The organism is Lacrimispora brassicae (genome assembly GCF_054772055.1).
The window spans coordinates 1-24,761 of record NZ_BRYH01000009.1; the positions used below are offsets into that span (position 1 = coordinate 1).

Annotated in this window: 24 protein-coding genes and 1 pseudogene; 21 read left to right on the forward strand and 4 right to left on the reverse strand. The window is 39.8% G+C overall.

Annotated elements, in window-relative coordinates; translation table 11 throughout:
- The 11 genes and pseudogenes from ACYVD3_RS05710 to ACYVD3_RS05760 form a co-directional block, all read left to right on the forward strand.
- The coding region (locus ACYVD3_RS05710; protein WP_460641550.1) for a phosphopantetheine-binding protein at positions 1-617 on the forward strand (617 nt) is incomplete at its 5' end.
- A 30-nt stretch (positions 618-647) separates the two neighbouring features.
- Positions 648-5,441 (forward strand): SDR family NAD(P)-dependent oxidoreductase, encoded by a 4,794-nt coding sequence (locus tag ACYVD3_RS05715; protein WP_460641551.1) that lies wholly within the window; start codon positions 648-650, stop codon positions 5,439-5,441.
- A complete protein-coding gene (locus tag ACYVD3_RS05720; RefSeq protein ID WP_460641552.1) occupies positions 5,438-6,085 on the forward strand; it encodes a PIG-L deacetylase family protein in 648 nt (215 codons plus the stop codon). Before ACYVD3_RS05715 ends, ACYVD3_RS05720 begins: the two co-directional genes overlap by 4 nt.
- A 28-nt stretch (positions 6,086-6,113) precedes the next feature.
- Complete coding sequence (locus ACYVD3_RS05725; protein WP_460641553.1) at positions 6,114-6,902, forward strand: ABC transporter permease; 789 nt, start codon at positions 6,114-6,116, stop codon at positions 6,900-6,902.
- 58 nt (positions 6,903-6,960) lie between these two features.
- Complete coding sequence (locus ACYVD3_RS05730) at positions 6,961-7,866, forward strand: glycosyltransferase family 2 protein (RefSeq protein WP_460641554.1); 906 nt, start codon at positions 6,961-6,963, stop codon at positions 7,864-7,866.
- Positions 7,867-7,877: 11 nt separating this feature from the next.
- Positions 7,878-9,512, forward strand: coding sequence for a radical SAM protein (locus ACYVD3_RS05735; RefSeq protein ID WP_460641555.1), 1,635 nt, complete (start codon positions 7,878-7,880; stop codon positions 9,510-9,512).
- Positions 9,513-9,530: 18 nt separating this feature from the next.
- Entirely contained in the window at positions 9,531-10,757 is a 1,227-nt protein-coding gene (locus ACYVD3_RS05740) for a nucleotide sugar dehydrogenase (protein WP_460641556.1), read from the forward strand.
- Between the two features lie 182 nt (positions 10,758-10,939).
- Positions 10,940-11,053: pseudogene (locus tag ACYVD3_RS05745) on the forward strand (carbohydrate ABC transporter permease); the annotation flags it as partial.
- Between the two features lie 57 nt (positions 11,054-11,110).
- On the forward strand, positions 11,111-11,269 hold the full coding sequence (locus tag ACYVD3_RS05750) for a hypothetical protein (protein WP_460641557.1): 159 nt from the start codon (positions 11,111-11,113) through the stop codon (positions 11,267-11,269).
- Position 11,270: 1 nt separating this feature from the next.
- Positions 11,271-11,939 carry a 4'-phosphopantetheinyl transferase family protein gene (locus ACYVD3_RS05755; RefSeq protein WP_460641558.1) on the forward strand — a complete coding sequence of 223 codons (669 nt, stop codon included), beginning with the start codon at positions 11,271-11,273 and terminating at the stop codon, positions 11,937-11,939.
- A 28-nt stretch (positions 11,940-11,967) separates the two neighbouring features.
- Complete coding sequence (locus ACYVD3_RS05760; protein ID WP_460641559.1) at positions 11,968-12,210, forward strand: hypothetical protein; 243 nt, start codon at positions 11,968-11,970, stop codon at positions 12,208-12,210.
- Between the two features lie 213 nt (positions 12,211-12,423).
- Here ACYVD3_RS05760 and ACYVD3_RS05765 read toward each other — a convergent pair whose 3' ends face one another.
- The gene (locus tag ACYVD3_RS05765; protein WP_460641949.1) at positions 12,424-12,630 is read right to left on the reverse strand and encodes a transposase; all 207 of its coding nucleotides are present in this window, start codon (positions 12,628-12,630) and stop codon (positions 12,424-12,426) included.
- On the reverse strand, positions 12,631-12,831 hold the full coding sequence (locus ACYVD3_RS05770) for a hypothetical protein (RefSeq protein ID WP_460641560.1): 201 nt from the start codon (positions 12,829-12,831) through the stop codon (positions 12,631-12,633).
- A gap of 207 nt (positions 12,832-13,038) precedes the next feature.
- On the opposite strand from ACYVD3_RS05770, the gene ACYVD3_RS05775 reads away from it, so the two are divergent.
- The 3 genes from ACYVD3_RS05775 (at position 13,039) to ACYVD3_RS05785 (ending at position 14,465) form a co-directional block, all read left to right on the forward strand.
- Positions 13,039-13,338, forward strand: a complete 300-nt coding sequence (locus ACYVD3_RS05775; protein ID WP_460641561.1) for a hypothetical protein — start codon at positions 13,039-13,041, stop codon at positions 13,336-13,338.
- Positions 13,339-13,914: 576 nt separating this feature from the next.
- On the forward strand, positions 13,915-14,055 hold the full coding sequence (locus ACYVD3_RS05780) for an IS66 family transposase (protein ID WP_460641562.1): 141 nt from the start codon (positions 13,915-13,917) through the stop codon (positions 14,053-14,055).
- A gap of 209 nt (positions 14,056-14,264) precedes the next feature.
- Complete coding sequence (locus ACYVD3_RS05785) at positions 14,265-14,465, forward strand: glutamate cyclase domain-containing protein (RefSeq protein WP_460641950.1); 201 nt, start codon at positions 14,265-14,267, stop codon at positions 14,463-14,465.
- Between the two features lie 29 nt (positions 14,466-14,494).
- On the opposite strand, the gene ACYVD3_RS05790 is transcribed toward ACYVD3_RS05785, so the two are convergent.
- Positions 14,495-15,406: an AraC family transcriptional regulator gene (locus ACYVD3_RS05790; protein WP_460641563.1), complete on the reverse strand. Its 912-nt coding sequence runs from the start codon at positions 15,404-15,406 to the stop codon at positions 14,495-14,497.
- 94 nt (positions 15,407-15,500) lie between these two features.
- On the opposite strand from ACYVD3_RS05790, the gene ACYVD3_RS05795 reads away from it, so the two are divergent.
- The 7 genes from ACYVD3_RS05795 to ACYVD3_RS05825 all read left to right on the forward strand — a co-directional run bounded on the left by ACYVD3_RS05795 (position 15,501) and on the right by ACYVD3_RS05825 (position 23,309).
- Positions 15,501-15,680 (forward strand): hypothetical protein, encoded by a 180-nt coding sequence (locus ACYVD3_RS05795; RefSeq protein WP_460641564.1) that lies wholly within the window; start codon positions 15,501-15,503, stop codon positions 15,678-15,680.
- A gap of 165 nt (positions 15,681-15,845) precedes the next feature.
- Positions 15,846-16,529: a FadR/GntR family transcriptional regulator gene (locus ACYVD3_RS05800; protein WP_460641565.1), complete on the forward strand. Its 684-nt coding sequence runs from the start codon at positions 15,846-15,848 to the stop codon at positions 16,527-16,529.
- Between the two features lie 98 nt (positions 16,530-16,627).
- On the forward strand, positions 16,628-17,812 hold the full coding sequence (locus ACYVD3_RS05805; RefSeq protein ID WP_460641566.1) for a trans-sulfuration enzyme family protein: 1,185 nt from the start codon (positions 16,628-16,630) through the stop codon (positions 17,810-17,812).
- Between the two features lie 27 nt (positions 17,813-17,839).
- Positions 17,840-19,219, forward strand: a complete 1,380-nt coding sequence (locus ACYVD3_RS05810) for an ABC transporter substrate-binding protein (protein ID WP_460641567.1) — start codon at positions 17,840-17,842, stop codon at positions 19,217-19,219.
- A gap of 117 nt (positions 19,220-19,336) precedes the next feature.
- Positions 19,337-20,242 (forward strand): carbohydrate ABC transporter permease, encoded by a 906-nt coding sequence (locus ACYVD3_RS05815; protein ID WP_460641568.1) that lies wholly within the window; start codon positions 19,337-19,339, stop codon positions 20,240-20,242.
- 3 nt (positions 20,243-20,245) lie between these two features.
- Positions 20,246-21,088 carry a carbohydrate ABC transporter permease gene (locus ACYVD3_RS05820; protein ID WP_460641569.1) on the forward strand — a complete coding sequence of 281 codons (843 nt, stop codon included), beginning with the start codon at positions 20,246-20,248 and terminating at the stop codon, positions 21,086-21,088.
- 1,132 nt (positions 21,089-22,220) lie between these two features.
- Positions 22,221-23,309 (forward strand): hypothetical protein, encoded by a 1,089-nt coding sequence (locus ACYVD3_RS05825; protein WP_460641570.1) that lies wholly within the window; start codon positions 22,221-22,223, stop codon positions 23,307-23,309.
- 5 nt (positions 23,310-23,314) lie between these two features.
- Here ACYVD3_RS05825 and ACYVD3_RS05830 read toward each other — a convergent pair whose 3' ends face one another.
- Positions 23,315-24,649: an MATE family efflux transporter gene (locus ACYVD3_RS05830; RefSeq protein WP_460641571.1), complete on the reverse strand. Its 1,335-nt coding sequence runs from the start codon at positions 24,647-24,649 to the stop codon at positions 23,315-23,317.
- Between the last annotated feature and the right edge of the window lie 112 nt (positions 24,650-24,761).

Sequence of the window (24,761 nt, forward strand, 5' to 3'; positions counted from 1 at the left end):
ACGCACCATACCGAAACAAAAAGCGGCGGGGCAGTCTGAGTATAAATTGGCCAGCCTGGAAAGAGACTGGGATGGCAGTGGACTATCATGTTAATCAGGATGGGATGTTCCAGGCACTTTCAACTGCTAAGGCATTGCAGGGATTTGAAATAATATTTAAATCAGGGGTAAATCAAGCTGTAATCGAGATCAGCAGTCAGGCAGAATTAGCGCTAAAACAAACCCCGTTGAAAGAAAAGACAGCAGAGAAATATAAAGCAGTAAAACTTACGGGTAAGATTAACCGTAATTATAGCCTGGCCGAACAGTCAATTGCTGATATGTGGGGACGTTTTTTAGGAACTACAATAATTAATGTGTTTGATAGTTTTAATGCTATTGGCGGTAATTCAATTTTAGCAATAAAATTACTTAATGAAATTGATGTTGTCTATCCTGATATGGTTGAAATCGCGGACATTTTTACCTACAACACGATAAATAAACTGGCCGAAGTTATCACTGCAAGGGAAAACGCAGCTGATGCCGATCATAAATTGTTAGAAATGTTAAGTTCACTGGAAAAAGGGGATATCTCTGTTGAAGATGGTTTGCTTAATCTGGAGCGGGGCAGCTAATTACTCCATAAAAAACAGGAGAAAAATAATATGATAAATAACCGTGAAGTCACAGAAGCAATATTAAAGAACGTAAAAGCAGGAAAAATTGATAGCGAATTAGCTTTTCATATTATTAAAAATTTAACATCGGCTGATCATCTAAGTAATGAAAAAATACGTCAAAATGATATTGCGGTTATCGGGGTTGCCTGTCGGTTTGCCGGTGCGGAGAACAAGCGTGACTACTGGCGTAATATTGTCAATGGAAGGTGCTCACTTGGCCCCATTTCGTCAGTCCGAAAGCGTGATATTGATAATTATTTTGAGAACAGTGGATGGGGGAATAATCAGCAGATTTTGCCCGCAGGTTACCTAACGGAAATAGATAAATTTGATGCGGAATTCTTTAACATCCCACCTCGGGAAGCGGCCTCGATAAATCCGGTACAACGGATTTTTTTTGAATCATCTTATGAAACTTTTGAAGATGCCGGTTATGGCGGAAATTTAATCTATAACTCCCGAACCGGTGTTTATGTTGGCATTGATAACTCGGTAGGATTAGATTATGGCGGTTATTTTGGGGAACATGATATTTTAACATTTATCGGCTCTTATTCTTCGATGTTAGCTAATCGGATATCATATCATTTTAATTTAACTGGTCCGGCAATGGTGATTGATACCGCATGTTCTTCAGGTTTGGTAGCGTTCCATCAAGCCGCTCAAGGGCTGATCAACCAGGAATGCGATATGGCTCTTGCCGGAGGCATTAATTTATTTTTTTACCGAGGTGAAAGTGCCTTATCCGGAGTGGAATCAAAAAATCATCAGATTAAGGTATTTGACAAGAATGCCAATGGTACTATCTGGGGTGAAGGGGTTGGTACATTATTACTGAAACCATTGACCACTGCTATGGCAGATCATGATAACATTTATGGTGTGATCAAAGGCGGTGCCATTAATAGTGATGGGGCTTCAAATGGAATGACGGCACCAAATGCAGAAGCGCAAACGGCATTATTGGTTCAGGCTTGGAATAAAGCTGGTATTGATCCATCAACGATCGATTACATCGAAACTCATGGTACCGGAACCGTGTTAGGTGATCCGATTGAAATAAAAGGATTGCGTGATGCCTTTTATAAATACACAAAAAAAAGACAATTTTGTGCGATCAATTCTGTCAAAAATAATATTGGCCATACCTGCGGGGCATCAGGGCTGGCATCTCTTATCAAAGTAATACTGGCACTGGGTCATAAACAAATACCAGCAAATATTAATTTTGATATGCCGAATCCTTATATTAATTTTTTGGATTCTCCAGTGTACGTGAATGACCGGTTAGTCTACTGGGAGAAAAGTAATCATCCAAGAAGAGCCGGAGTCAGTGCTTTTGGTTTAAGTGGGACAAACTGTCATGTGGTAATTGAGGAGGCTCCGGAAAGGAGCAGCCATACTGATGACAACAACCGTCTGTATCTATTAACAATATCAGCTCAATACCAGAATGGGGTTTATGAGTTATCACAGCGTTATCTCAATTGGCTTGATGATCAAACCGATTTTAACCTGACAAACTTATGTATCACAGCCAATACCGGAAGAGGCCATTATTCCCACCGGTTAATGCTAATTTTCTCTGATGTCATGGATCTGCGGGCAAAACTGCAAACGGTAATGAAGGCGGAGTTAGAAGAAACTGGCACAGCACATATCTATTATGGTGAACATAAAAGAGATGATGGGGCTGAAGATAAACTTGCGTTTATCAGTAATGATATTAATAAAAAGATTGAAGCGACAAACGGGGATAAGGTTCCGCAGCTTAGACTGCTGGAAGAAATAGCAAGATCATATGTTAGCGGCGCTGAGATCAGTTGGGCCAAATTATATCAAGGACAAGAATATCAAAAAATAAGCTTACCGGTTTATCCATATCAGAAAAAACGGTGCTGGACAGAGAATATCAAGCAAACCAGCAAACATTATACAATAAAAGCAAACCGTTCTGATCGGCCGGAAGACCAGAATGAATTTTATAACCTTATCTGGGTGCCGAAAAAATTAACGGAACATAAATTACCGGTTGTAAATGACCGCATTCTGGTATTAACAGTGCAGTCAGATGAATGTCCGAAATTAATTCAAATGTTGCGTAATCAAGGGAAATCAGTGATAGAAGTCAGTTTTGGCGAGCATTATCAGAAAATCAGCAATGATACTTATGTAATTGGTAATGTTGAAGCTGATTATCTCAGTTTAATGGCCAATTTTGTTAACAGTAATTTAACTCAGATCATTCATTTCCAGGATACATCCGATCATGAATTGAAAACCCAACAGCAGTGTAAGGAGAGTCTGCAAAAAGGAACTATCAGCGTTTTTTATTTAATCCGGGCTTTGCTGAACAATCATATAACAGAGCAATTAGATATTGTCCTGATTGCGAATAATGTATATGAAGTAACAAAAATGGAACAACAGATCAATCCTCTTTCTGCAGCTATGTTTGGATTAGGAAGAGTTGTAAGTCAGGAACATCCGAATTTTAGCTGTCGATGTATTGATATTGATGGTAATACTCAAATAAATGAGATTATTCGAGAATTAAGCCTTGAATATGAAGATTATCAAGTAGCATATCGAAATGGGCAGCGCTTTGTCCAAGAGTTGCAGGAATTGGATTTAAACAGCGTACCTACTCGAGAAATTAAAATAAAAAGAGATGGCGTTTATATTATCACTGGAGGGACCGGGGGGATCGGGCTAGAAATGGGTAAATATCTGGCGGGCAAAGAACCGGTTAAACTAGCACTATTAAACCGCTCCCTGATGCCAGCGAGGAAAGATTGGGACTTGATACTGAGCCAAAAAAAAGATCCTGAACTGATAAAAAAGATAATAGCCGTTCAGAACATGGAAACCAATGGAACCGAAGTAATCTGTTATAGTGTGGACGTATCAGAGGAAGCGGCGCTGAAGGAAGTGCTGCATGACTTACGTCAAAGATATGGATCTATAAATGGTATCATTCATAGTGCAGGAATGCGAAAACATGACTTTATTAAAGATAAAGACGAGCTCGCAGTCAAAGCGGTTTTAACCGCAAAAATGGCAGGGACCTGGTTACTGGATAAGCTTACGGAGCAGGACCAACTTGACTTTTTTATTTTATTTTCATCGGTTGCATCGTTTCTGGGGGGGGCAGGGCAAGGGGACTATAGTGCAGCTAATGCTTTTTTAGATGCTTATGCCTTATATCGAAGCCGGAGCGGCAGAGACACGTTAAGCATCAATTGGCCGACTTGGCGGGAGACCGGAATGGCAGCCAATAATAAAACCAATCAGGATGGGATATTCAAAACACTATCTACTTTCAAAGCATTAGAGGGGGTTGAGCAGATATCCCAGAAAAAGATCAGTTCAGTGGTGATCGGTACATTTAATAAATCGTTTCTAGCCGGGGTGTCAGATGAGACCTTGAGAAAAATAAAAATTACTAATTTAGGTTTGGATAAATATTTAAAAAATAATAAAACGGTATCTCTGCGAGGCGGGATAAATAGTGAATACTCATATCTAGAACAATTGATTGCAGATATATGGGGCGGCATTTTAGGCCTAGATGAAATTCATATAGATACGGATTTTTTCGAACTGGGAGGAAACTCTATTCGGGCAATCCAAATGGAAGTAGTGATGGAGCAGAATGGTTTGATTATGTCTTATGATGATTTGAAAAATTATTCTACAATCAGAAGACTAGCCATCTTTTTTAATCCTTCCAATCATCAAGCTACGCCAATTATGATTGCGGGGATTAAACCGTTCAACGGCATTTTTTATAAAGATTGTTTTTATAATTCATTATTTCCTGTTATCAATTACTTTAGTGGTGACATTGGATATTTTTTAGCCAATGATATGATCAGCTACCAATATTACAAATACATAAAAGACCCTATTAAGTTTGAGATTAAGTATTCGCCGGTTCAGGAAGAAACTGACATCTATCGTGAACTTGATATCTGCTGTCATGATCAGAAACATGTTAAAGATATTATCACTCAGCTAACCTTATCCATATCAGATGGTCGGCCAGTGATCATTTGGATCGATTGTTTTTACTTACCGATCCGCAGCGATGTCTACCACAAGGAACACTTGCCGCATACATTGCTGGTGTATGGATATCACGCCCAAACAAAAGTCTTCCATATAATTGAACATCGACATAAAGATAATCTCTCCTATGAAGAAAAGGTGGTTTCTTATGATGATTTACTAAACTGCTATTATGGGTATCTGAAGAGCTTTGGAAAGACACGGGACAATAGCACTTATTATGAGTATTATGCAGACGATAGTTTGAATCCGTCGATTATGCCTGAGCACCAAAAAACGATCGAGCGGTATGTAGCTAATATGTTGGGGAAACAAGATATCTTAATTGAGGGGATCGGGCAGTTAGAATTAATTATCAATGATCTTAAGTTGATATTATCTGAAGAATCAACGTTAAATAACAATTTGTCACAGTTTGTTAAAAAGCTAAATGATGTAATTAATGCAAAACAAATTGAGAAATACCGGCTAATCAGATTTTTTCCTGAATCGACGTTGTTATTGTCATTGTTAGAAGAAGTAATTGCAAGCTGGAATTCCGTGCGGTCAATTGTTGTTAAATATATGTTTTCATCTCTTTACCGAAAAACCTCAATTGAAAATAGTGCTAAACAGCTTGATAAAATACCAATGTTAGAGTATCAGTTTATGACATCTTTATTGGATCATTTAAACAAATATCAGAAGGAGAAAAACGAGTGCACGTGAAGAATTACTATACATTACCAAAAGCAGAACGCATTATGGTTTTTGCTCCTCATATGGATGATGAGAGCGTTGGGTGTGGAGGAACTTTAATGCGATACCGTCAAATTGGCTGTCAGCTGGATATTGTTTATCTGACTAAGCAAGCCAATGATACATCATTGGAGCGAAAATCCGAATCCCTGCAGGCCGCGGAGATTTTGGCAGCCAGCAGTATTACCTTCTATGATTATCCGGAAGAAACAATTCAATTGACAGAAACACTAATTGATAAAATTTACCAAGAAGTTCTTTTCCGTGATCCGGATCTTATTTTTGCACCGCATGCAAATGATCTGCACCAGGATCATATTGTCACGGGACTTGCAGTTGCTGAAGCGCTAAGACGTAAGGGTACCGGTTTAGTTGCTTACTACGAAATCTGGAATCCCATTGCTAAACCCAACTGTTTTATTAATATTACGCAACTGGTACATCTTAAGCGAAGGTTAATAAATTGTTATCAGTCACAAATAAAAAAATATCCTTTAGCTAAACTAAGTTTTTCTTTGAATTCTTATCGTGCAGCTTTATTACAGTTGAAAAAATTTCGTTTTGTCGAAGGATTTTTACTGGAATCAGTTGGCGGTTGTGAGGAGATACAATGAATCTGCAGGAGAAAACAGGAGGTCAGGGATGCTCCCATATTTAAAAATTATTAAAATGTCAATTCAAAATTCTTTACAATTCAGAGATCATTATATTATCAATCTCTTTAGTACAGTGGGGATCATTCCGACAATGCTGATTTGGAGGATTATCCTAAAAGATGGGAGTGTGGGGGGCTATGGCAGTGATGCTATGCTTACCTATATTACATTAAGTATGGCTTTGCAGTTGTTTTTAAATACTTCCGTTGGAAGTGATATTTGCGACAGTATCCGAAATGGATCATTGAGCGGTTTTTTAATCCAGCCCTTAAAATACTTAATCAGGCAGTTTAGTATTTTTATTGGTTTGCTTTTTGGTGAATCGCTGCCGAAATGTTTGATTCATCTTTTTATGGTAATTATTCTGGTTAATATAATGGATGTTACAATGGCATTTCAAGCCGGTTCTTTTGTGTTATTTTTATTATTACTGATAGAAGGTGCGGTAATCTCTTTTTTAATTAATTTATCGATTGGTCTACTAGGGTTCTGGCTTTCGGAGATTTCAACTTTTTTTATGCTGATTGGAGCAGTTACCGGTATTTTGTCTGGAAATATGATTCCGTTGGATATTTTACCATGGGGGCTGAATCGTCTGCTAATCCATACCCCATTTGCTTTTATGTCCTTTTATCCGGTAAAAGCAGGGATGGGGCAAACTGATTTCCCGCTATTTATCTTAATCGAAGGGATGATATGGATTGCTGTACTCTTGTTCATAGCCACATCAATCTGGAACAAAGGGCTGCGAAAATACTCCGCACCTGGTGGTTAATTAAAACGGCGGAGAATTGAAAACTACATATTTCAGGAAAAGGAGCGGAAAAAGTTAAATGCAAAAAATTTCAGTTATTATTCCTACTTTTAATAAGGGGGGAAGGCTTGTATTAGCATTAACATCCTTTTGTTATCAGGATACGTCAGTCCCGTTTGAAATTATTTTAGTTGATGGAGGCGATGAACCCAATCTCAATGCCAATCATTTTTTATCACTGCTGCCACTAAAAATAGTTACTGTTAAAAATCGTGGCCGAAGCTATAATCGCAATGTCGGAATTAAGGCTGCAGAAGGAGATCTGCTGATTTTTAGCGATGACGACTGTATTGTCGAGCCATCGTTTATTAGTTCACACTGGCGTGCCCATCAAATGGAGGCTGATCTTTTGGTTCACGGGTGGAAAGATGAGATTCCATATACCAGATTTTTTATTGATCCTCGTTTCCCACAAAAAGGTTTATTACCGCCATACCAAAACCGTCATTTATCTGATGACTTAATGAGTTACGCAATTAATGCGGAAAATCTTTACATAAATTTAGATATCATCAGGCAGTGGGGGCATACACAAGACCGGCTTGAAAAAACGGTTCGCCAGATGTTTTTAAACAATATTACCAATTATCAGATTCCTTGGTTAGCAGCATGTACCGCTAATATGTCGCTGCCCCGGTCTCTGGCTTTAAAGGTGGGATTATTTGAGGAAGCTTTTGGGCTGGAGTGGGGGCCTGAAGATATTGAATTCGGTTATCGTGTATATAAATTCGGCGGCAGGCTTAGTGATGCACCTCAGGCCCATAATTATCATTTGTCCCATGCCCGTAAAGACGGAAAAGCAATTGCCCGAAGAGGGTTTGCACGATTTCAAAGTTTTCATCCGGAAGATTTGCTAATTTCAGAAGTTGCTGAATTTTTGGTGGATGGAACAGGATCCATCGATTCGTTTTTAAAAATTGATTAGGAGAGGAAAATATGCTTACATGTATTGTAACGGGGAGCGAGAAAGGGAACTTGGTTAAACTTACCCTTGATCATTTAATCAAATGCAATCCGGCTTTTATAATTGTAGCAACTAACAGACCCTGCACTCAGGAAATTTGTGAAATATATAGCTCGACGAAAATATTTTTCACAAAAACAAGATTTTCAAATAAGTGTGCGGCACGTTCTTTTGCATTACAGCTGGTATCTTTGGGGAGAGTTCTTTTTCTGGATTCCGGGGCAGTTCCAACCGTAAGTTCAGTAACCATTCATTCGAATGCTGCTGCTACTGAAATTATCTGTGGGTTATATACCCGCAAATTCGATTTTAATTTTAACTTTCAGACAGACATCAATGTGACAGAACTGTATCAAGTAAAAGATTTCAGACTCTTACTGTCTGATAGAGACCGAACCCCCTGGGTACTCTGGGCAAACAATAATATATCAATTGATGTGAGTGCAGTTCGTCTTGCCGGAGGCGAAGATCCTTATTTTTATGTTGAAGGAGTGACCGAAAATGCGGTTATAGCATATAAACTACATAACTTAAACTACCATTTTAAATTGAGTGAACAAGCTCAGATTGAATCTTATACATTGCTGGAGGAGCTGCAATTACAGCCGGATAAATTAAGAACACTGTATATATGGTTTACGGACCGCTGCAACTACCATTGCCGGATCTGCCGGCTTGGTCAGAAAGCTTACTCAGCCGGGTCTTATAAAGAACCCACTCTGGAAAAAATCCAGGAGTTGATATATCAAGCAAGCAATATTGGAATCTCCAAGATAGAGTTATTTGGCGGTGAGATGTTAATACGGGACGATCTGTTTACAGTAATTGAAACTTGTAACGCTAACAGCATGGAGGTTGGTTTTGTATCAAATGGGAGTTTAATTACCGAATCCATTTCAAAAAAAATTTTCCACTTAAAACTTATTGATATTCCCATCTCGGTTGATGCACCAATTGCAGCGCTTAATGATTCAATACGTGGTGCTAATGCCTGGGATAAGACAATGAGAGGGATTGATAATCTGAAAAAGTATTATAATACCTTTTCTATTTTTAGTGTAGTGATGAAGCAAAATTTTCAATATATGAGCGATATGGTCAGATTAGCAAAACAGCTAGGAGCAACATCTATATCCTTCCAACCCGTCAGCTCGCGCCAATGCGGTAAAGATTATGCTGATTTTTGTTTGGATTATTCTGATATTCCAAAACTAAAGCAAGCAATAAGCAATGCTTTGGAACTGGCTGAACAGATTGGTATTCCGATCCGAAATACCATGATGGTTAAAACCATACCAGAATATGTCCTTCGAGGGGAACAATTAGTAATGGAAAAAGGATGTACGATTCCGATGAAAGAAGCACTAATCTCCAAAACTGGTAAGACCCAACTTTGCTTTTCTTCATTCGGTCCAGAGCAATGGTATCAAAAATCAGATGGTACAAATCTGGCATCGGTCTGGAAATCACCAATGTATCAAAAGCTGAAGCAGTTAGCATTAACAGGGCAATGTCCCGGCTGTCTGGCTAATTGTTCGGATTTAGGATATCTATTTAATGAAGCGCATAATTTTGCTGCGGATAGTGGAACCGGATCGTTGTCCTAGCACTGGGAATGGAGTAATATGGAAAATAAAATAACAGTATTGGGAGCTGGATATGTAGGGTTAAGCGTTTCTATTTCTCTGGCCAGAAAAAACCGAGTATATATCTACGACATTGATTCAAGCAAGCTTCACAAAATGGCAAATTACGAAACTCCAATCCAGTCAGATTCAGATATTACTTATTTTTTCAAACACTTACTGAAAGAAAAAAGAATCAAGCAAGAATATGTGATTTGTACAGATAAAAAAGCTGCAATGATGGATGCAAACTATATAGTTGTTGCGACACCAACTAATTATGATGAAAAATCCGGGAGATTAAATATCAATAGCATCATAGATACACTTCATAATACCAGGCGATATGCTCCGCAGGCAACAGTCATAATTAGATCAACCTTGCCGATTGGCGCCGGTAAACTTTTAAAAGCTCAATTTGCTGATCTAAATATTTTTTATGTTCCAGAATTTTCAAGAGAAGGTCGGTCTTTAGCCGATGAAATTAAGCCAGAGCGGCTGATTATCGGAGTGCTCGGCGAAGAACATCTGTTGAAAGAAATAATTAACAATATTGCTGATCTGTTCCTGGCTGAAAACAAAAATGAGATATTATATTATAGTATGAGCATTTCAGAAGCAGAAGCAGTTAAGTTGTTTTCAAATACTTACTTGGCAATGCGGGTTGCTTTCTTTAATGAAATTGATAGTTTCTCATATTCGTATGGACTATCAACGATGAAAATCATAGCGGGTGTATGTGCTGATTCCCGAATTGGCAGTCAATATAATACCCCTTCATTTGGTTATGGCGGCTATTGTCTGCCGAAGGACACAAAAGAATTAAAAACAGCATTTGGCAATATACCGGAGCAATTGATTTCAGCGACTGTTAGTTCAAATGAGCTTCGGAAAAAACTCATCGCTGAGCAAATCATAGAAAGTTTGATCACTATGAAATGTGATCATACCGAACCGGTGATTGGTATATATCGTTTGGTAATGAAAAGGAACTCTGACAATTTCAGAGGCGCCGCAATCCTGGAGATCATTCAGGAATTGAAGAAAACTCCTTATAAAATCATCATCTTTGAGCCTGCTTTTAATAATTTGACATATGAGGGTATCAATATTATAAAAAATATTGATGAATTTAAAGTTAGCAGTGATATTATTGTGGCCAATCGGTTTGATGAAAAACTGAATGATGTTTTAGATAAGGTATACACAAGAGATATTTTTCATTAATGTCTATGGCCGAATCGAACCTCATTCTTATATTGATTGATCAACATTATTTGCCCATGATTATTGCCAGGAAACAGTAACTCAGTTGATTCATATCGCATTGGCCGGAAATTTGGCTTGAGGTGGTACGAGCAGAGTTGAATAAGAAAAAAAGCAAACTAAGGGCTCAAATGATATGATCTTATGAGGGAATACCGGATGAACTGTGTGAAGCGGCTAGGATCGATGGAATGACAGAATACCGAATCTGGCACAAGATTATGATTCCTTTGTCAAAACCGGCATTGTCTTTGTTGAGGAAGTTGCAGCTACATGTGTCAAGGGATAACAACTGGAAATTAGGAGAATTAGATATGAGATATATATTACTAGATGAAATAAAAAAATATGAGGAGATTTCTGCAGCGGAAATTGTTGAGGGACTTGCGTTTACATCAGAACAGGTGATTCGCAATCTCCCGGATCTTACAGATAAATTTACTAAGGTATATAGCGAAAATGAGTTTTACTAAAATGAAAAGAAGTTTCTTGGAAAGCTATATCATAATTCTCGATGATGACTGTTTTGACATGCAAGACCCTTATCTTTGCTATCTGAACCTTGAACGCAGGGAAAAGATTATGCGATATCGGTTTGATCTAGACAAAAAAATGTCTTTTTATGGAGAGTTGGTGATTCGTGCAGTTCTTTCGCAAAAGCTGCATGTTTTACCACAGGCCATAATCCTTGAAGTCGGCAAAAACGGAAAACCATATGTAAAAAATAATCCAAATCTATACTTTAACCTCTCCCATACGAGATCAGCAGTATTTTGTGCATTTAGCAATTTTGGAGAAATCGGAGCGGATATTGAGCTTATTGGACGTCATATGCCGGATGTCCTGCATTATATCGGTCATCCAGAAGAAGTTAAGATGATGGAATCCATCTCTGAGGAGGAGCGGGTTCAGTTCTTTTATAAAATATGGACCAGGAAAGAGGCATATGGGAAAAGAAATGGATTAGGAATATGCCAGGATCTGAAAAGAATAAACACATTGGTGTCCGAATCAGATCGGCAGTTTATTACATGGAAGGAAGAACAGTATATGTGTTCTCTGTGTATTGCACAGGACGAATTCAACCATAAGCATATACTGACGGAGGAAATGGTCAGAGTGCAACTGCTCCCTTACCTTTGATTTTGCAATACAAAAGAGAAAGGAAGAGATGAAGAGATTTTTATATACATTTATTATACTGATGGTTATTTTGTTGCTGCCCTGTTTTTCAGATATTGTTTCGGCAAAAGAAAATGACAGTGAAGAGATTGAACAGTTAGTGATGAAGATCATACAGAAAGCACAATTACCTGGCGTATCAGTGATAGTCATTAATCAAGGGGATTCTTCTTATTATGATTATGGATATACCAGGTACAACAGAGATGGTATCAGAGGATACCCTTTTTGAACTGGGTTCTATGCAATGTCATTTAGTTAACACCATAGTCTCGACGATATAGGAAAGCAATCGTATCTATTTGTTTGGGTGGGGAAGGGGGAAATGTCCGTCCTTTTCTCACAGGGAGCAGATACCGGCTGATCAGGGTCTCTACATCTGGTTGGTATTCCCATGGCAGAACCTGAAGGAAATTCTGGCAGATATGAATTGCCTTCGTATAATTCAACTGGTATATATGTTTTGTTCCTTTTTCTGTACGGTCACATGGGCAGTTATGATTTCACAAAAATTATAGAGTATGAGATGCGCCCATAGTTCCTGGATTACAAATTCCGCTTTTCTGCAATGGAAATTAACCAGTCCAACCGCATATTTCAGTTCACGAAAATCTGTCTCCAAGCCCCACCTGAGGAAGTACAGATGCTTAATTTATTCCGGTGAGAAGGTTTCCTGTGGGAGGTTTGTCACAATACATTCATAGGAACCATCGGATAAGGCGAAACGCACAATCCGCAGAGAAATAGGATATATATCATCGGAACCATATTCCACATAGGTCTTACTGGACAGGTCATATAAGGCATTGAGATGAAGTATGTTATAGCCCTTTGCAAGAATGACAGGGTTCATAATAATTGTCTTTATCTGTGGGGTTTCTGGCGAAATTAATGTCTGAGCCGTCGCTGGCAATAAGCCGCAGGCCTTTGTAAAATCTGACCGGTGGGAAAGCGCGGTTGATGAAAGAGATAAGTGAAAGCCTCCGGAAGCAGTTTGGAGCGTTGCTGTACAAGGGCGGAGGCGAAGGGAGTGGTTTGTGAATTTTGCCGGAAGAAGCGCATGAGTTCATCATCAATCGCACTTCCTTCCGTAGAGATCCCCAAATTCATTGTGCTTTCAAAGTTCAGTTTTTTGTCGCGGGAGAAACCCGAGGCCGGATTTTTGGCAAAAAGCTATGGTGATTGGGACATTTCAGAAATGATGTTCAGCAGAGTTGATTTAACAGTTTGTGGAAATGAAGACATAGGTGGTACCTCCTTAAAATGTAATATAATCAAGAGGCTTCGCCGCAATTTTTTTTTAGATTTGTCAACTCTTTTTTTGAATTTTTACAAAAAAAATGTAAGACATCTAATTTGACGTCTTACATTTTAAAAATAAAAAGCTTAACTCAATGACATTGCCCTCATAGATCGAACACCCTATGAGCTTAACTAACTGACATTGGTAGTGATATCAGTAATATGATAAAAAACAGCCACATTATTGTAACAGCTCAATAATTGACCGGGTCGACGCCCCCATTTTTCATGATGGATCATCCAGTTTGGTATGGATTATATGAAGCCGGTCTATGCAACCTTCATATACATCTGCTGGGGCGTGACGTAATCCATGAGACTGAGACGCTCTGCCAAGTACTGAAAGAGGACGGGAAACCAGCACAGTCAAAACCTATGTGGCTGTGCGGTTCCGGTAACGATGGCCTACCATCCATACGGCTGTATGTATCAGCCCAGCCGCGGAGGATGCCGGCGTTAGCGGTTATAACAGGCTGGAATATGTCATACCGGACTTGACGCCGCTATTCGGAAGGCTAAAATACCTTGAGACAGAATCGCTTTTTTGGAAGGCTTATTGGTTATGGATTGTAACTGTTAATGCCACTGGCGGTAGCCGTCTGGCAAAGGCGGTGACCTATGCCAGAATCCATATATGGAGAATTATCTGCTGGATGGCAGATGCTCCATTTCGGATAACATCGAGGAGAATATTGCCCGTCCCTATGACGTTGACCGTAAAAATTTCCTTTTCCACAATACGGTAAAGGGTGCACTGGTAAGCACCATTATTTAGTATACTGTAGAGACTGTAAAGCTGAATGGATTAAACCTATGCGTATCTTAAGACCGTTCTGCTATACATGCCGGATATTAAAATAAACCCGATGTTATAGAAAAGCTGATGCCTTGGTAAGATATGATTACTGTTAAGTCAAAAAATATACTTACAACAGCTCTGCAGATTGTCATTTCAACAAAGGCTGGAAAGAACCTAAAAAGTACATACCTTTTACTGCTTCCGGGGAATGCGTGTGTGGCTGCGGAGGCGGAATTCTGGCGGCCAGCAGAGCGGACCATGTGATTACGGCAACCTGTTCTGACTGGGGCTGCTACGGTTTGATCGCAGCACTGGCTTACTTAAAGCGGGATATGGAAATTCTTCACCGGGAAGAAATTTCGATTAATTTTAATCCTTCTTCGTAATTGCTCATTTGATTTCCCTCCAGCATACATTATTTATTTTCTCGTTTCTTAAAAGGAATCCACAATTCTACATAAGAGATGTCGGACGTACTTTTATAGTACATCTCAGGGAAAAATCCATCGGCAATTAGATTGTGCTTTTTAAGCCAAAACCGAGTGTATTTCATTGCCTTACCCAAATTAATTATCATCTGTTCATGATTTTCCGATTCAAAGCCACAGACGATATATTCTCGTATGGGAAGTTGCCAATTTGTAAATCCGGGATTTTTCTCGTCTGTTTTCACTTCTGCACCAACAAAATAACTGGAATAACCGTCTGGTGCATCGCCGTGATAAGAAACACCAACCCAGCGCCCCTCTGAGATATGCGAGATATTCGGAAGAACCCTAAAAAAACTGTCCCAAATCTCACCAACCGTGTCAACGCCGGTTCTTTCCCCAAACATTTTACCATATTTGAATGGATAATATCCTGTAACACCAAGAATGTTAATTGGCTCTTCAAGAAATTTACGGTTCATTTCTAAAACCAATCCATCACTAATCAGCGGTACACCCTCATCAACCACAATATAACCAAGCAATAAATCGGGGTTGTCAAAATTCTGTAAGCCAATGGGTTTATCTCGGTATTGTGAAGGGGTAATCCCATAGGTTTCTTTAAAAGCTCGCGTAAAAGTTACGTGACTACCAAAACCGTATTCCATTGCAATGTCGATAATGCGGTTTTCTTTATCACGTAGCATCGTGAGAGATTTTGCCAATCGGCGCAATCTAATATAATCTCGAACCGATGTTTTTACCAATCGTGTGAATAATCTCTGATAATAAAACTGTGACAGTACGGCAGTTTCTGCCAGTTCTTCCATGTGGATTTCTTCACTGAGATGTTCTTCGATGTGGTTCAGAGTTTTTTGTATGGCTTCCCATGCGTGCATATAGATTCCTCTCCCTAAAACAACATACCACATTTGAGAAACAAATGCTTTACCGTATCTGCTCTTTTTTATCTAATGTATGAAGTATAAAATAATGTGCACGGATGATTATCTCACGAAGCCGTTTGAGCCGAAGGAACTTATCGAAAAAGTAAACGCCCTGCTTGGGCGTTACAAGGTTGTGACCGCCCAAAGCGTTCAAATCGGGAATATCACCATTGACCAGGAATCACATACCGTGGAGACTGGCGGTGAAAGTCTGACATTCCGCTGAAAGAATTTGAGAAGCAGAAAGCCATCTTGCGAAAAAGATATATGGGATGATATTTGTACATTGTGCACATGAAAATAGGAATAAAAAATAAAAATTAATAAACATTGACATATAATCCCTCGTATGGTAAGTTAAACATAAATAAAGAGATGTGAGAGATAATAGATGGCTAATAAGATACAACGGACATCCCTTCAGTTAGAGATTATTCGTTATATACAGAATTATATTGAAGAAAATGATTTAAAAGCAGGGGACAGGCTTCCGTCCCAGGAACAATTACTGGAAATGATGGGGGTAAGCAGAACTTCCTTAAGAGAAGCTATGAAGACCCTGGAGGCGCGCAATGTTTTGGAAGTGCGGAATGGAAAGGGTGTGTACGTAGGAAGTCAGAAGGACAGTGCATTTTTATCACTGATTGATTTTACCAGGGAAAAAGGAAAGCTTTTGGAAGCTCTGGAAGTGCGTAAGATTCTGGAACGTGAAATCCTCCGAATGGTGATACATACGGTTACGGAAGAAGAACTGAATGAACTGGGCGATATTACTAAGGTATTAATGGAAAAATTTCATCAGGGAGTAAGACAGACAGAAGAGGACAAACAGTTCCATTATACCATATACCGTTTGTCCCATAATGACATTATGTATCAGTTGATTTTATCCATCAGCCATGTAATGGATCAGTTCTGGGAATTTCCCCTCAATATGGAAGATCCTTTTTTAGAAAGTTTGCCATTGCATGAAAAACTGTATGAAGCGATCTGGGAAAAAAATGTGAAGAAAGCACAGATCATCAATGAGCAATTGTTAGATGCAGTATACCGAGATATTAAAAAGCAAATATAATGATTTAAAATACCACGAATATGTTTTATAACAACTTAACCTATATTATAGCATATAGCATATAGGACAAAGAATCAAAGGAGAAAAGAGGTAAAATTATGTCAGATCAGAGCCGTTACTTAAAAAGTGATAAATTAATTACCGCCCATTACGGAGAGGAATATGAACATTACTATAATGCGGTGGTTCCGCCGGTTTTCATGAATTCTCTCAATGTATTTGAAACCATAGACGAATACTATGATTTTGACCGGACGGATAAGCACAAATACTGTTATGGCAGAGTGCAGAACCCCACAGTCAGGATTTTGGAAGATAAAATTGCGGCTTTGGAGCATGGAGCAGGAGCCCTGGCATTTGCGTCGGGCATGGCGGCTGCAACAACGGCAGTATTGACTGTATGCAAAACAGGCAGTCACATAATATGCATCCATAATTCCTATGGTCCGTTAAAAGATTTTCTGACTGGATACTGCAAAGAGCACATGGACATTTCCACCACGTTTGTAAAGGGAGACTGGGTGGAGGAATTTGAGGAAAGCATAACGGATAAAACAGACTTAATTATTCTGGAAAGCCCTTCTTCTCTTGTATTTTCCCTGCAGGATATTGAAGCGGTTTCAATGATTGCAAAAAAGCATCATGCCCTTGTCTATATTGATAATACGTTCTGCACTCCCATTTACCAGCAGCCCCTTACTCTTGGTGCAGATATTGTGATGCATACCACATCAAAATACATTGGGGGCCATAGTGACATCATCGGCGGAATGCTGGCAGTGAATGATCCTGGATTGTTGAAAAAACTGACAGCAAACAGGGAACTGCTGGGCGGCATTGCAGGGCCAATGGAAGCCTGGCTGATGATCCGCGGTCTTCGCACAATGGCAGTCCGTATCGCACAGCATCAGGAAACCGCAATGGCAGTTGCCAGGTTCCTGGAAACCCATCCTAAAGTAAAGAACGTGTATTATCCCGGCCTGGAGTCCCATCCCCAATACCTGCTGATGAAGAAACAACAGTCAGGAAATACGGGACTTTTGAGCTTTGAGATTCATGGAACCTTAAAAGACGCTGAAAAAGTAGCGGAAAGCCTTCAAATATTTAAGATCGGCGTATCATGGGGAGGGTTTGAGAGTCTGGTATTTTTACCCCATGCAAGGATGGAAGAGAATCGCTGCAAAGTTTTAGGCGGCTCTCAGAAGATTATCCGAATTCATTGCGGACTGGAAGGTACAGAGGCCTTGATTTCAGATTTGGAATCGTCTCTTGCTCAAATATAAGCAAAACAAATAAAAGGAGGAGAAAAGATGAGGAAAAAAAGAGCAGCAGTATTGGTGTTGGCAGCGGCGGCTATTCTGTCAGGATGCAGTGGAAAGACAGCCTCAGAAGCAACATCAGCAGCAGGCGGGGAAACAGCAAAGACAGAAGCAGCAAAGGCGGACAGCGGAAAGGCGGGTGATGGGGTCACCATCAGCCTGGTAGAATCCCTGACAAGTCCGGAACGAACGGTTGTTTTACGGGAAATTGCGGACAAATATGAGGCAGAGCATCCCAATATCAAGATTGATATTGTATCCCCGCCATTGGAGAATGCCGATTCGAAAATCACCCAGATGCTGATGAATGGAAACGGTGTGGATATTGTAGAAGTAAGAGATTCCACAATCACCCAGTTTGTGACCAATGAATGGATTGCAGATTTTCAGAAATACTTAGATGGCTGGTCAGATAAAGACACTTTGACAGATTCTGCCAAAGAAGTGATCCATTATATGAAAGACGGAGCTTACATGGTTCCTTATGGATTTTATCGGAGGGGTCTTTACTACCGGGCCGACTGGTTTAAGGAAAAAGGCTTAAAGCAGCCTGAAACCTGGCAGGATATTTATGACTCAGGGGTTGCCATTACGGATCCGGCCAGCAGCCGTTTTGGTTATTCATTCCGCGGCGGCACAAGCGGTTATCAGTATGCAGATACGATTTACTGGAGCTGGATCGGTACTGATAAGCTTGCAGATCCCAATGCCGGTTATTTTTTAAAGGATGGCAATGGGGCAACTATTTTTACTTTGCCGGAGGTAAAGGAAGCACTTCATTTCTATAAGGATCTATTTAAAAATGCATCTCCTACGGACTCCATCGCATGGGGTTTTTCTGAAATGGTACAGGGCTTTGTGGGAGGAACCACCTCTATGCTGATTCAGGATCCGGAAGTGATTGCCACCTGCTCCACTGATTTACAGGATGACCAGTGGGATCTGGTTCCCTTCCCCAAGGGACCATCCGGGCAGGCAGTTTTTCCAAACGGATTTGCTGGCTGGGGCATGACCTCCTTTACGGCACATCCCGATGAGGCAGCGGATTTCCTTCTGTTCCTCTCCAATTCCGAGAACAATACATACTTTGCCAAGAATTATTCCACCATTCCGATTCACAGTGATGCAGCGGAAAAAGACAGTTATTTTTCAGAGGCACGGTTTGCCATGTATATGGATATGGCAAAAGAACCGGAAAGTTACCGTCATGCGGCATATCCTCAGATGTATGAAGCGTTTGCCACCTATAAAACAGAGGTGGATACCATGTATCAGAAGTATTTGACCGACGAGATTACAGATGATGATCTGTTAAAATGGCTGGATGAATTCTGGACAAAAGCATATCAGGATGAAGGACAGAAGTGGTAATCATTAAGAAAAATAAAGCATTGGACAGGAATTAAATCTCATAAGAAATTTCTGGAAGGAGAGATCTCTCCTTCCAGACTTCTTACGGATGAAAGGCAGTAAAGAGGAGGAAGCGGTATGAAACAAAAATCAAGACTGCAATTGAAAAGAGCCTGTTTTATCTTTCTTATGGTTCTTCCCGCCATCATCATTCCTATTATATTTACTTACTATCCTATGATCAGGGGTTCCATGATGGCTTTCCAAAGCTATAACCTGATGAATATTAAAAATATCAAATGGGTGGGATTTGATAATTTTAAAAAGTTATTTGAACATAGTACCAGCAATACCTTCTATTCCACCATGTGGAATACCGTCAAGTGGGTGGGACTTTCCCTGCTTTTCCAGTTTGTAACAGGATTTGCCATGGCCCTGCTCTTAAAAAAGAAATTTAAGGGAAGCAGCGTGTACCAGGGTTTGATTTTTTCCCCTTGGGCAGTCTCCGGATTTATTATCGGAATCATGTGGCGCTGGATGTTTAACGGTACCTCCGGTGTGATCAACGACCTGCTGATGAAAATGCACTTGATCCGCCTTCCTGTGGGCTGGCTGGCAAGTAAGAGTACGGCGCTGTATTCCTGCATTATAGCAAATATATGGTATGGGATTCCATTTTTTACGATCATGATCACGGCTGCCTTAAGAGGGGTTCCGGAAGAACTCTATGAAGCCGCTGATGTGGATGGGGCAAGTCCGTTTCAGAAATTTTCCGCAATCACAGTGCCTTGTATCCGGTCCGTGTTATTGCTGACGGTTTTACTCAGGGTGATCTGGATCTTTAATTTCCCGGATCTTATTTATTCCATGACACAGGGAGGTCCGGCCGGATCTTCCAATATCATCACTTCCTACATGATGCAGTTGGTCCAGAGTCTGGACTATGGCATGGCTTCCGCTGTGGGTGTATTGTGCATCCTGTTTCTTGTGATATTTGCTTCGTTTTACTTAACGCTTACCAAATATACGGATAAGGAGGTATGACATATGACTGAAGCACGCAAAAAACAGGTGTGGAGATTATTTAAGTTTGTCGTACTTACTGCCTTTCTTATGCTGACCATGTTCCCTTTCCTATGGATGCTGCTGACTTCCTTAAAAGGGTCTCAGGGGGAGATTTACGCATTCCCGGTGAAATATTTACCGGATCCGGTCTCTTTAGTCAATTACGTGGCAATGCTCTGGAAAGGTAATTTTGCCAGATATTTATGCAATTCATTTTTTACATCTTCCGTGGCAGCAGCCTGCTCGGTTTTCATTTCCATTCTGGCCAGTTACGTCATCAGCAGATTCCGTTTCCGCTTTAAAAATGTGCTGCTGCTGTTTTTTCTGGTGACGCAGATGATACCCATGTTCATCATGCTGGCGCCATTGTATCAGATGTTAGGCAAGATGCAGATGCTGAATAATCTGTATGGCCTGGCAATGCTGTATACCAATATGATGATACCGTTTTCCGTTGTGACGTTATGCGGCTTTTTTGACGGAGTGCCAAAATCCCTGGAAGAAGCGGCATGGATTGACGGCTGCGGCTATTTGCAGGCATTGTTTCAGGTGATCGTACCGGTTATTATGCCAGGCATCGCCGCCACATTCATCTTTGCGTTCATCAATTCCTGGAATGAACTTTTTATGTCGGTTATGTTTATTGATGTGGATAAATTTAAGACAATACCGGTAGGGCTTAATGCCCTGATCTTAAAATATGATATTAAATGGGGGGAAATGGCAGCAGGAACCATTATGTCATTGATCCCTACCATGTGTTTATTTACATTTGCTCAGAAATATATGATAGAAGGGCTTACAGCGGGATCGGTAAAGGGCTGATTTTTGTTTGGCAGCGGATTTAAGTGAATGAAGGCATGGGAGAAGATTTCTGTGTCACATGATCATTGGTGAAATGGTCAGAGATACTTAGTAATCTTGTTTCATAGGGGGTAGATTTAGGGGATTTTAAGATTGGCGAAAGGAAGCAGTATAAGGGAATGTAATTTAACTTTAGCCGGCAGAATGGTTGGGAAAGCCACTCTGCCGGCTAAAATTTTATGGTGTATTACTCAAGAAAGATCCGGGCAGATATCTTCAAAAAGTCAATAAGTTACTGTAAAGGGTATTATTAAAAAGATTAAAAAAGGTTATAAAATACATGTAAGCCGTTATTGGGCCAATAATAGATAAATATCACGAAAAATGTATTATACTGTAAAGTAACGAAAAGAGAGGCGGTTTTTTGTTTTTTTGCCGTTATTAAGTTCAAATATGACATTTGGGATTATTGTTTCAATAGCAATATGCTTTTGTTCGGAAATTATTTATCCGGATACAAGTACATTACCTTATCATAAACCTGAATGGGAATTAGTGACGTTGGAATACTGGCCGAATATCTTTTTACCTTTTTTATTGTGCATATGGATGATAATAAAAGCATTAAATCTATACCGGGGATTTTGTATTTATTAATTGAATTTTACTTTGTTTTATATTTTTTCTTTAAACTACATATAAACCGTTAATTATTACATGTTGAGAGAAAAAATACGAAAAACATAGTATATTGAAGAAATCATAAGAGGGAGAGTTGTTTTGAATTTTCGAAGAAGTATCAAAGGAAGTATACAGTTTTTGATTAAGGCGATAGTTCTTTATAGCGCAAATACCCGTTGCTGCCGGGGGCATCAGTCTAAAATAATACAGGAGGTTAGAAAATTTAAACGATTTTGAGAGGCGATAGAGTTTGAATTTATGTTAGCATGGTATGTACATAGAAAAGAAAGTTTATTATCAGTATCATATGGAACCTGCCAATATGGGGCACAAGCTGCATTAGTAATGCTGACAGGAATATTAGGGAATACCGTGAGTGCATCCAGTCACTGTGTAAAGATAGATGCACCGTAGATTTAAAGCAGCAGAAAAGATATATTCAACTGTAATATAAAATGAGAGGAGAATCACATTGAAAAAAGGATTTATGTTTCTGATATTGTTCCTGATATGTGCATTTATGACATCCTGCGGGAAGCCGTCGGGAAATCTTGCTGAAAGCAGTTTACCTGCACTGCAAGGAACTGGCAATACGGAAAGTACTTTAGAGGAAGAAAGCTGGGAGGTTTACAGCCATGACGGTGTTTCCTATGAAATAAACAGCCGGTGTACTGGAGACGAGTCCCATGTCTACCGGGACGACGAAAAGTTTGTTTCATATATGATAACAGTGTTTCCCAGCATGACTAATGAAGAAGCGCTGAGCCAGCTTACCGACGTTTTAAGCACTGCGCGGATTGATGAAAATTTTAAGTCGTTCCAATTTGAGCATACCGATTCGGATTGGGTTGACTTGGCCGTGAACAGCGGAGCCGTGTATCAATACAACGCAATGTTTGTTTCCAATAAAGATGGAGGCGGTACTGGTGTAGCGGTGGTGAGGGATGACAATACAGCGGTTCAGGTTCTGGTTGAATATCCGTCAAAGGAAGCCGGTACATATGCCAAATCGGAATTGGACCATATTTTGAGAAGCCTCACAATTAATCAGGCGGCACACGGAGTGGCGGCTGAAAATGCAATCGGTACTCAGCCTGAATGGAATGAGGGCAGTTCGCAGACCATTGGAACGGATGAATTCGGGCATGTGACCATTCCTGCCACCTGGGTTCGTTTTCGGGATTTGGACGGCGGAACGGATCTTCAGTATTCCGATCCCCAGGGCAATTCCATTATTACCTTGAACATTTTTAGTGATGATGGACTGACAGAGGAACAAAAAGCGAAAGTAACTGCTGAAACAGCAGCAAGCAGCGTGTGGTATAATCTGGAGCAGAATGAGGTACATGAAATTGAGGGTGCGCAGGTTACATTAGGCAAGTACAATGCATTTCAGATCTACGGCTTTTTTATCAGTGAGGATCATTCCCTGCCCAGCATGATCGTCTGCTGGATTTTTGAGGATGAAAACAATGTGCTCCACTATATTTCTGCGGAGGAACCCATCGAGAATGGAGCAGAAGCCGTTTCATATATAGAAAACTCCTACACATTGCCTTGAAAAATTTATGTCCTGGAATGGTGCAAGCTGATTAAAATAACGCCAATTACATCTGCAATCGCCCACCCAATTGGAATTGCCCACCATATCCCAACAATTCCGATCCAGTTCACAGAGGAGAGGACATAAGCCAGGATAACTCTGATGCCAAGACTTACAACAGTAAGTATGATGGATACTCCTGGCTTTCCTATTCCCCGGAACAGTCCGTAAAACATAAATAAATACCCGATCAGGCAATAAAAACCGGCTACAATGAAAAGATATTGTACTCCAATCCCCAATATCTCTGTTTCATTTTTATTAATAAAAATGTACATTAAGGGCTTTGCAAATACCAATATAAGAACGGAAATCAAAGCACAGTAAATGGTTATTATTTTCACGGCAGAGCGTATTCCGGTGTAAATACGCTTTTGCTTTCCTGCCCCTATATTTTGAGCAATAAAAGTAGAAAATGCGTTGCCAAAATCCTGCACAGGCATATAAGCAAAGCTTTCTATTTTAACGACTGCTGCAAAAGCCGCCATTGCAGAAACGCCGAAGCTGTTTACCAGACCTTGTATCATTAAAATTCCGAAATTCATAACCGAATACTGGATGCTGGAGAGTATGGAGAAATTAGAAATTCTCTTTACAATGCTTTTATTTAAATATAAATGTTTCCGTTTAAGGCGGATCTGAGGAACTCGCAGTATACAATAAACAGCAATGCCAATAGCTGAAAAGCCTTGTGCAATGATTGTGGCATAGGCTGCGCCGGCGATCCCCATCTGAAGAGGAACAACAAATATGATATCCAATACGATATTAATGACAGCAGATAAGATAAGGAAAACAAGCGGTACCACGGAATTGCCGATGCTCCTCATAGCAGCACTAAAGTAATTGTAAATATAGGTAAAGCTGATTCCATAAAAAATGATCTGCAAATAAGTCTTTGAGTCCTCTAAAACCTCCTGTGGGATATTGATAGAGGTTAAAATCTCATCAATAAAAATGATAGAGCATAGATTGATGATAACTGTAACGATTCCAATAAAAACAAAAGCTGTGAAGAAACAATTTTTTAACTTGTCTATTTCGTTGGCACCAAAAATCAAAGAAAATACCACGCTGCTGCCCATGCAGAATCCAATGATGATGGAAGTTAATAAAACCATGACGGAAAACGAACTGCCTACCGCAGCAAGAGCATTGGAACCGATGAACTTTCCCACAATAACCGTATCGGCAACATTATATAATTGCTGAAATATGTTGCCAATGATCATGGGGATGGCGAAGTTTATCATGGCCTTTGTTTCGTTGCCGTTGATCAGATCTCTTGTAGCATTCATTTTACTCTTAAAATCCTTTCAAATTATTCATTGCGGCAGGGAAATTCATTTGGTGAATAAGTTCAGAATTTTGTTATGTAATATATACCCTTATTTATGCAATGCATAAAGG

Coding starts and splice junctions, on each gene's coding strand:
- ACYVD3_RS05715 (WP_460641551.1), top strand. CDS start 648: ATGATAAATAACCGTGAAGTCACAGAAGCAATATTAAAGAACGTAAAA.
- ACYVD3_RS05725 (WP_460641553.1), top strand. CDS start 6,114: ATGCTCCCATATTTAAAAATTATTAAAATGTCAATTCAAAATTCTTTA.
- ACYVD3_RS05730 (WP_460641554.1), top strand. CDS start 6,961: ATGCAAAAAATTTCAGTTATTATTCCTACTTTTAATAAGGGGGGAAGG.
- ACYVD3_RS05735 (WP_460641555.1), top strand. CDS start 7,878: ATGCTTACATGTATTGTAACGGGGAGCGAGAAAGGGAACTTGGTTAAA.
- ACYVD3_RS05740 (WP_460641556.1), top strand. CDS start 9,531: ATGGAAAATAAAATAACAGTATTGGGAGCTGGATATGTAGGGTTAAGC.
- ACYVD3_RS05750 (WP_460641557.1), top strand. CDS start 11,111: ATGAGATATATATTACTAGATGAAATAAAAAAATATGAGGAGATTTCT.
- ACYVD3_RS05755 (WP_460641558.1), top strand. CDS start 11,271: ATGAAAAGAAGTTTCTTGGAAAGCTATATCATAATTCTCGATGATGAC.
- ACYVD3_RS05760 (WP_460641559.1), top strand. CDS start 11,968: ATGAAGAGATTTTTATATACATTTATTATACTGATGGTTATTTTGTTG.
- ACYVD3_RS05770 (WP_460641560.1), bottom strand. CDS start 12,831: ATGAACCCTGTCATTCTTGCAAAGGGCTATAACATACTTCATCTCAAT.
- ACYVD3_RS05775 (WP_460641561.1), top strand. CDS start 13,039: ATGAGTTCATCATCAATCGCACTTCCTTCCGTAGAGATCCCCAAATTC.
- ACYVD3_RS05780 (WP_460641562.1), top strand. CDS start 13,915: ATGGAGAATTATCTGCTGGATGGCAGATGCTCCATTTCGGATAACATC.
- ACYVD3_RS05790 (WP_460641563.1), bottom strand. CDS start 15,406: ATGCACGCATGGGAAGCCATACAAAAAACTCTGAACCACATCGAAGAA.
- ACYVD3_RS05795 (WP_460641564.1), top strand. CDS start 15,501: ATGTGCACGGATGATTATCTCACGAAGCCGTTTGAGCCGAAGGAACTT.
- ACYVD3_RS05800 (WP_460641565.1), top strand. CDS start 15,846: ATGGCTAATAAGATACAACGGACATCCCTTCAGTTAGAGATTATTCGT.
- ACYVD3_RS05805 (WP_460641566.1), top strand. CDS start 16,628: ATGTCAGATCAGAGCCGTTACTTAAAAAGTGATAAATTAATTACCGCC.
- ACYVD3_RS05810 (WP_460641567.1), top strand. CDS start 17,840: ATGAGGAAAAAAAGAGCAGCAGTATTGGTGTTGGCAGCGGCGGCTATT.
- ACYVD3_RS05815 (WP_460641568.1), top strand. CDS start 19,337: ATGAAACAAAAATCAAGACTGCAATTGAAAAGAGCCTGTTTTATCTTT.
- ACYVD3_RS05820 (WP_460641569.1), top strand. CDS start 20,246: ATGACTGAAGCACGCAAAAAACAGGTGTGGAGATTATTTAAGTTTGTC.
- ACYVD3_RS05830 (WP_460641571.1), bottom strand. CDS start 24,649: ATGAATGCTACAAGAGATCTGATCAACGGCAACGAAACAAAGGCCATG.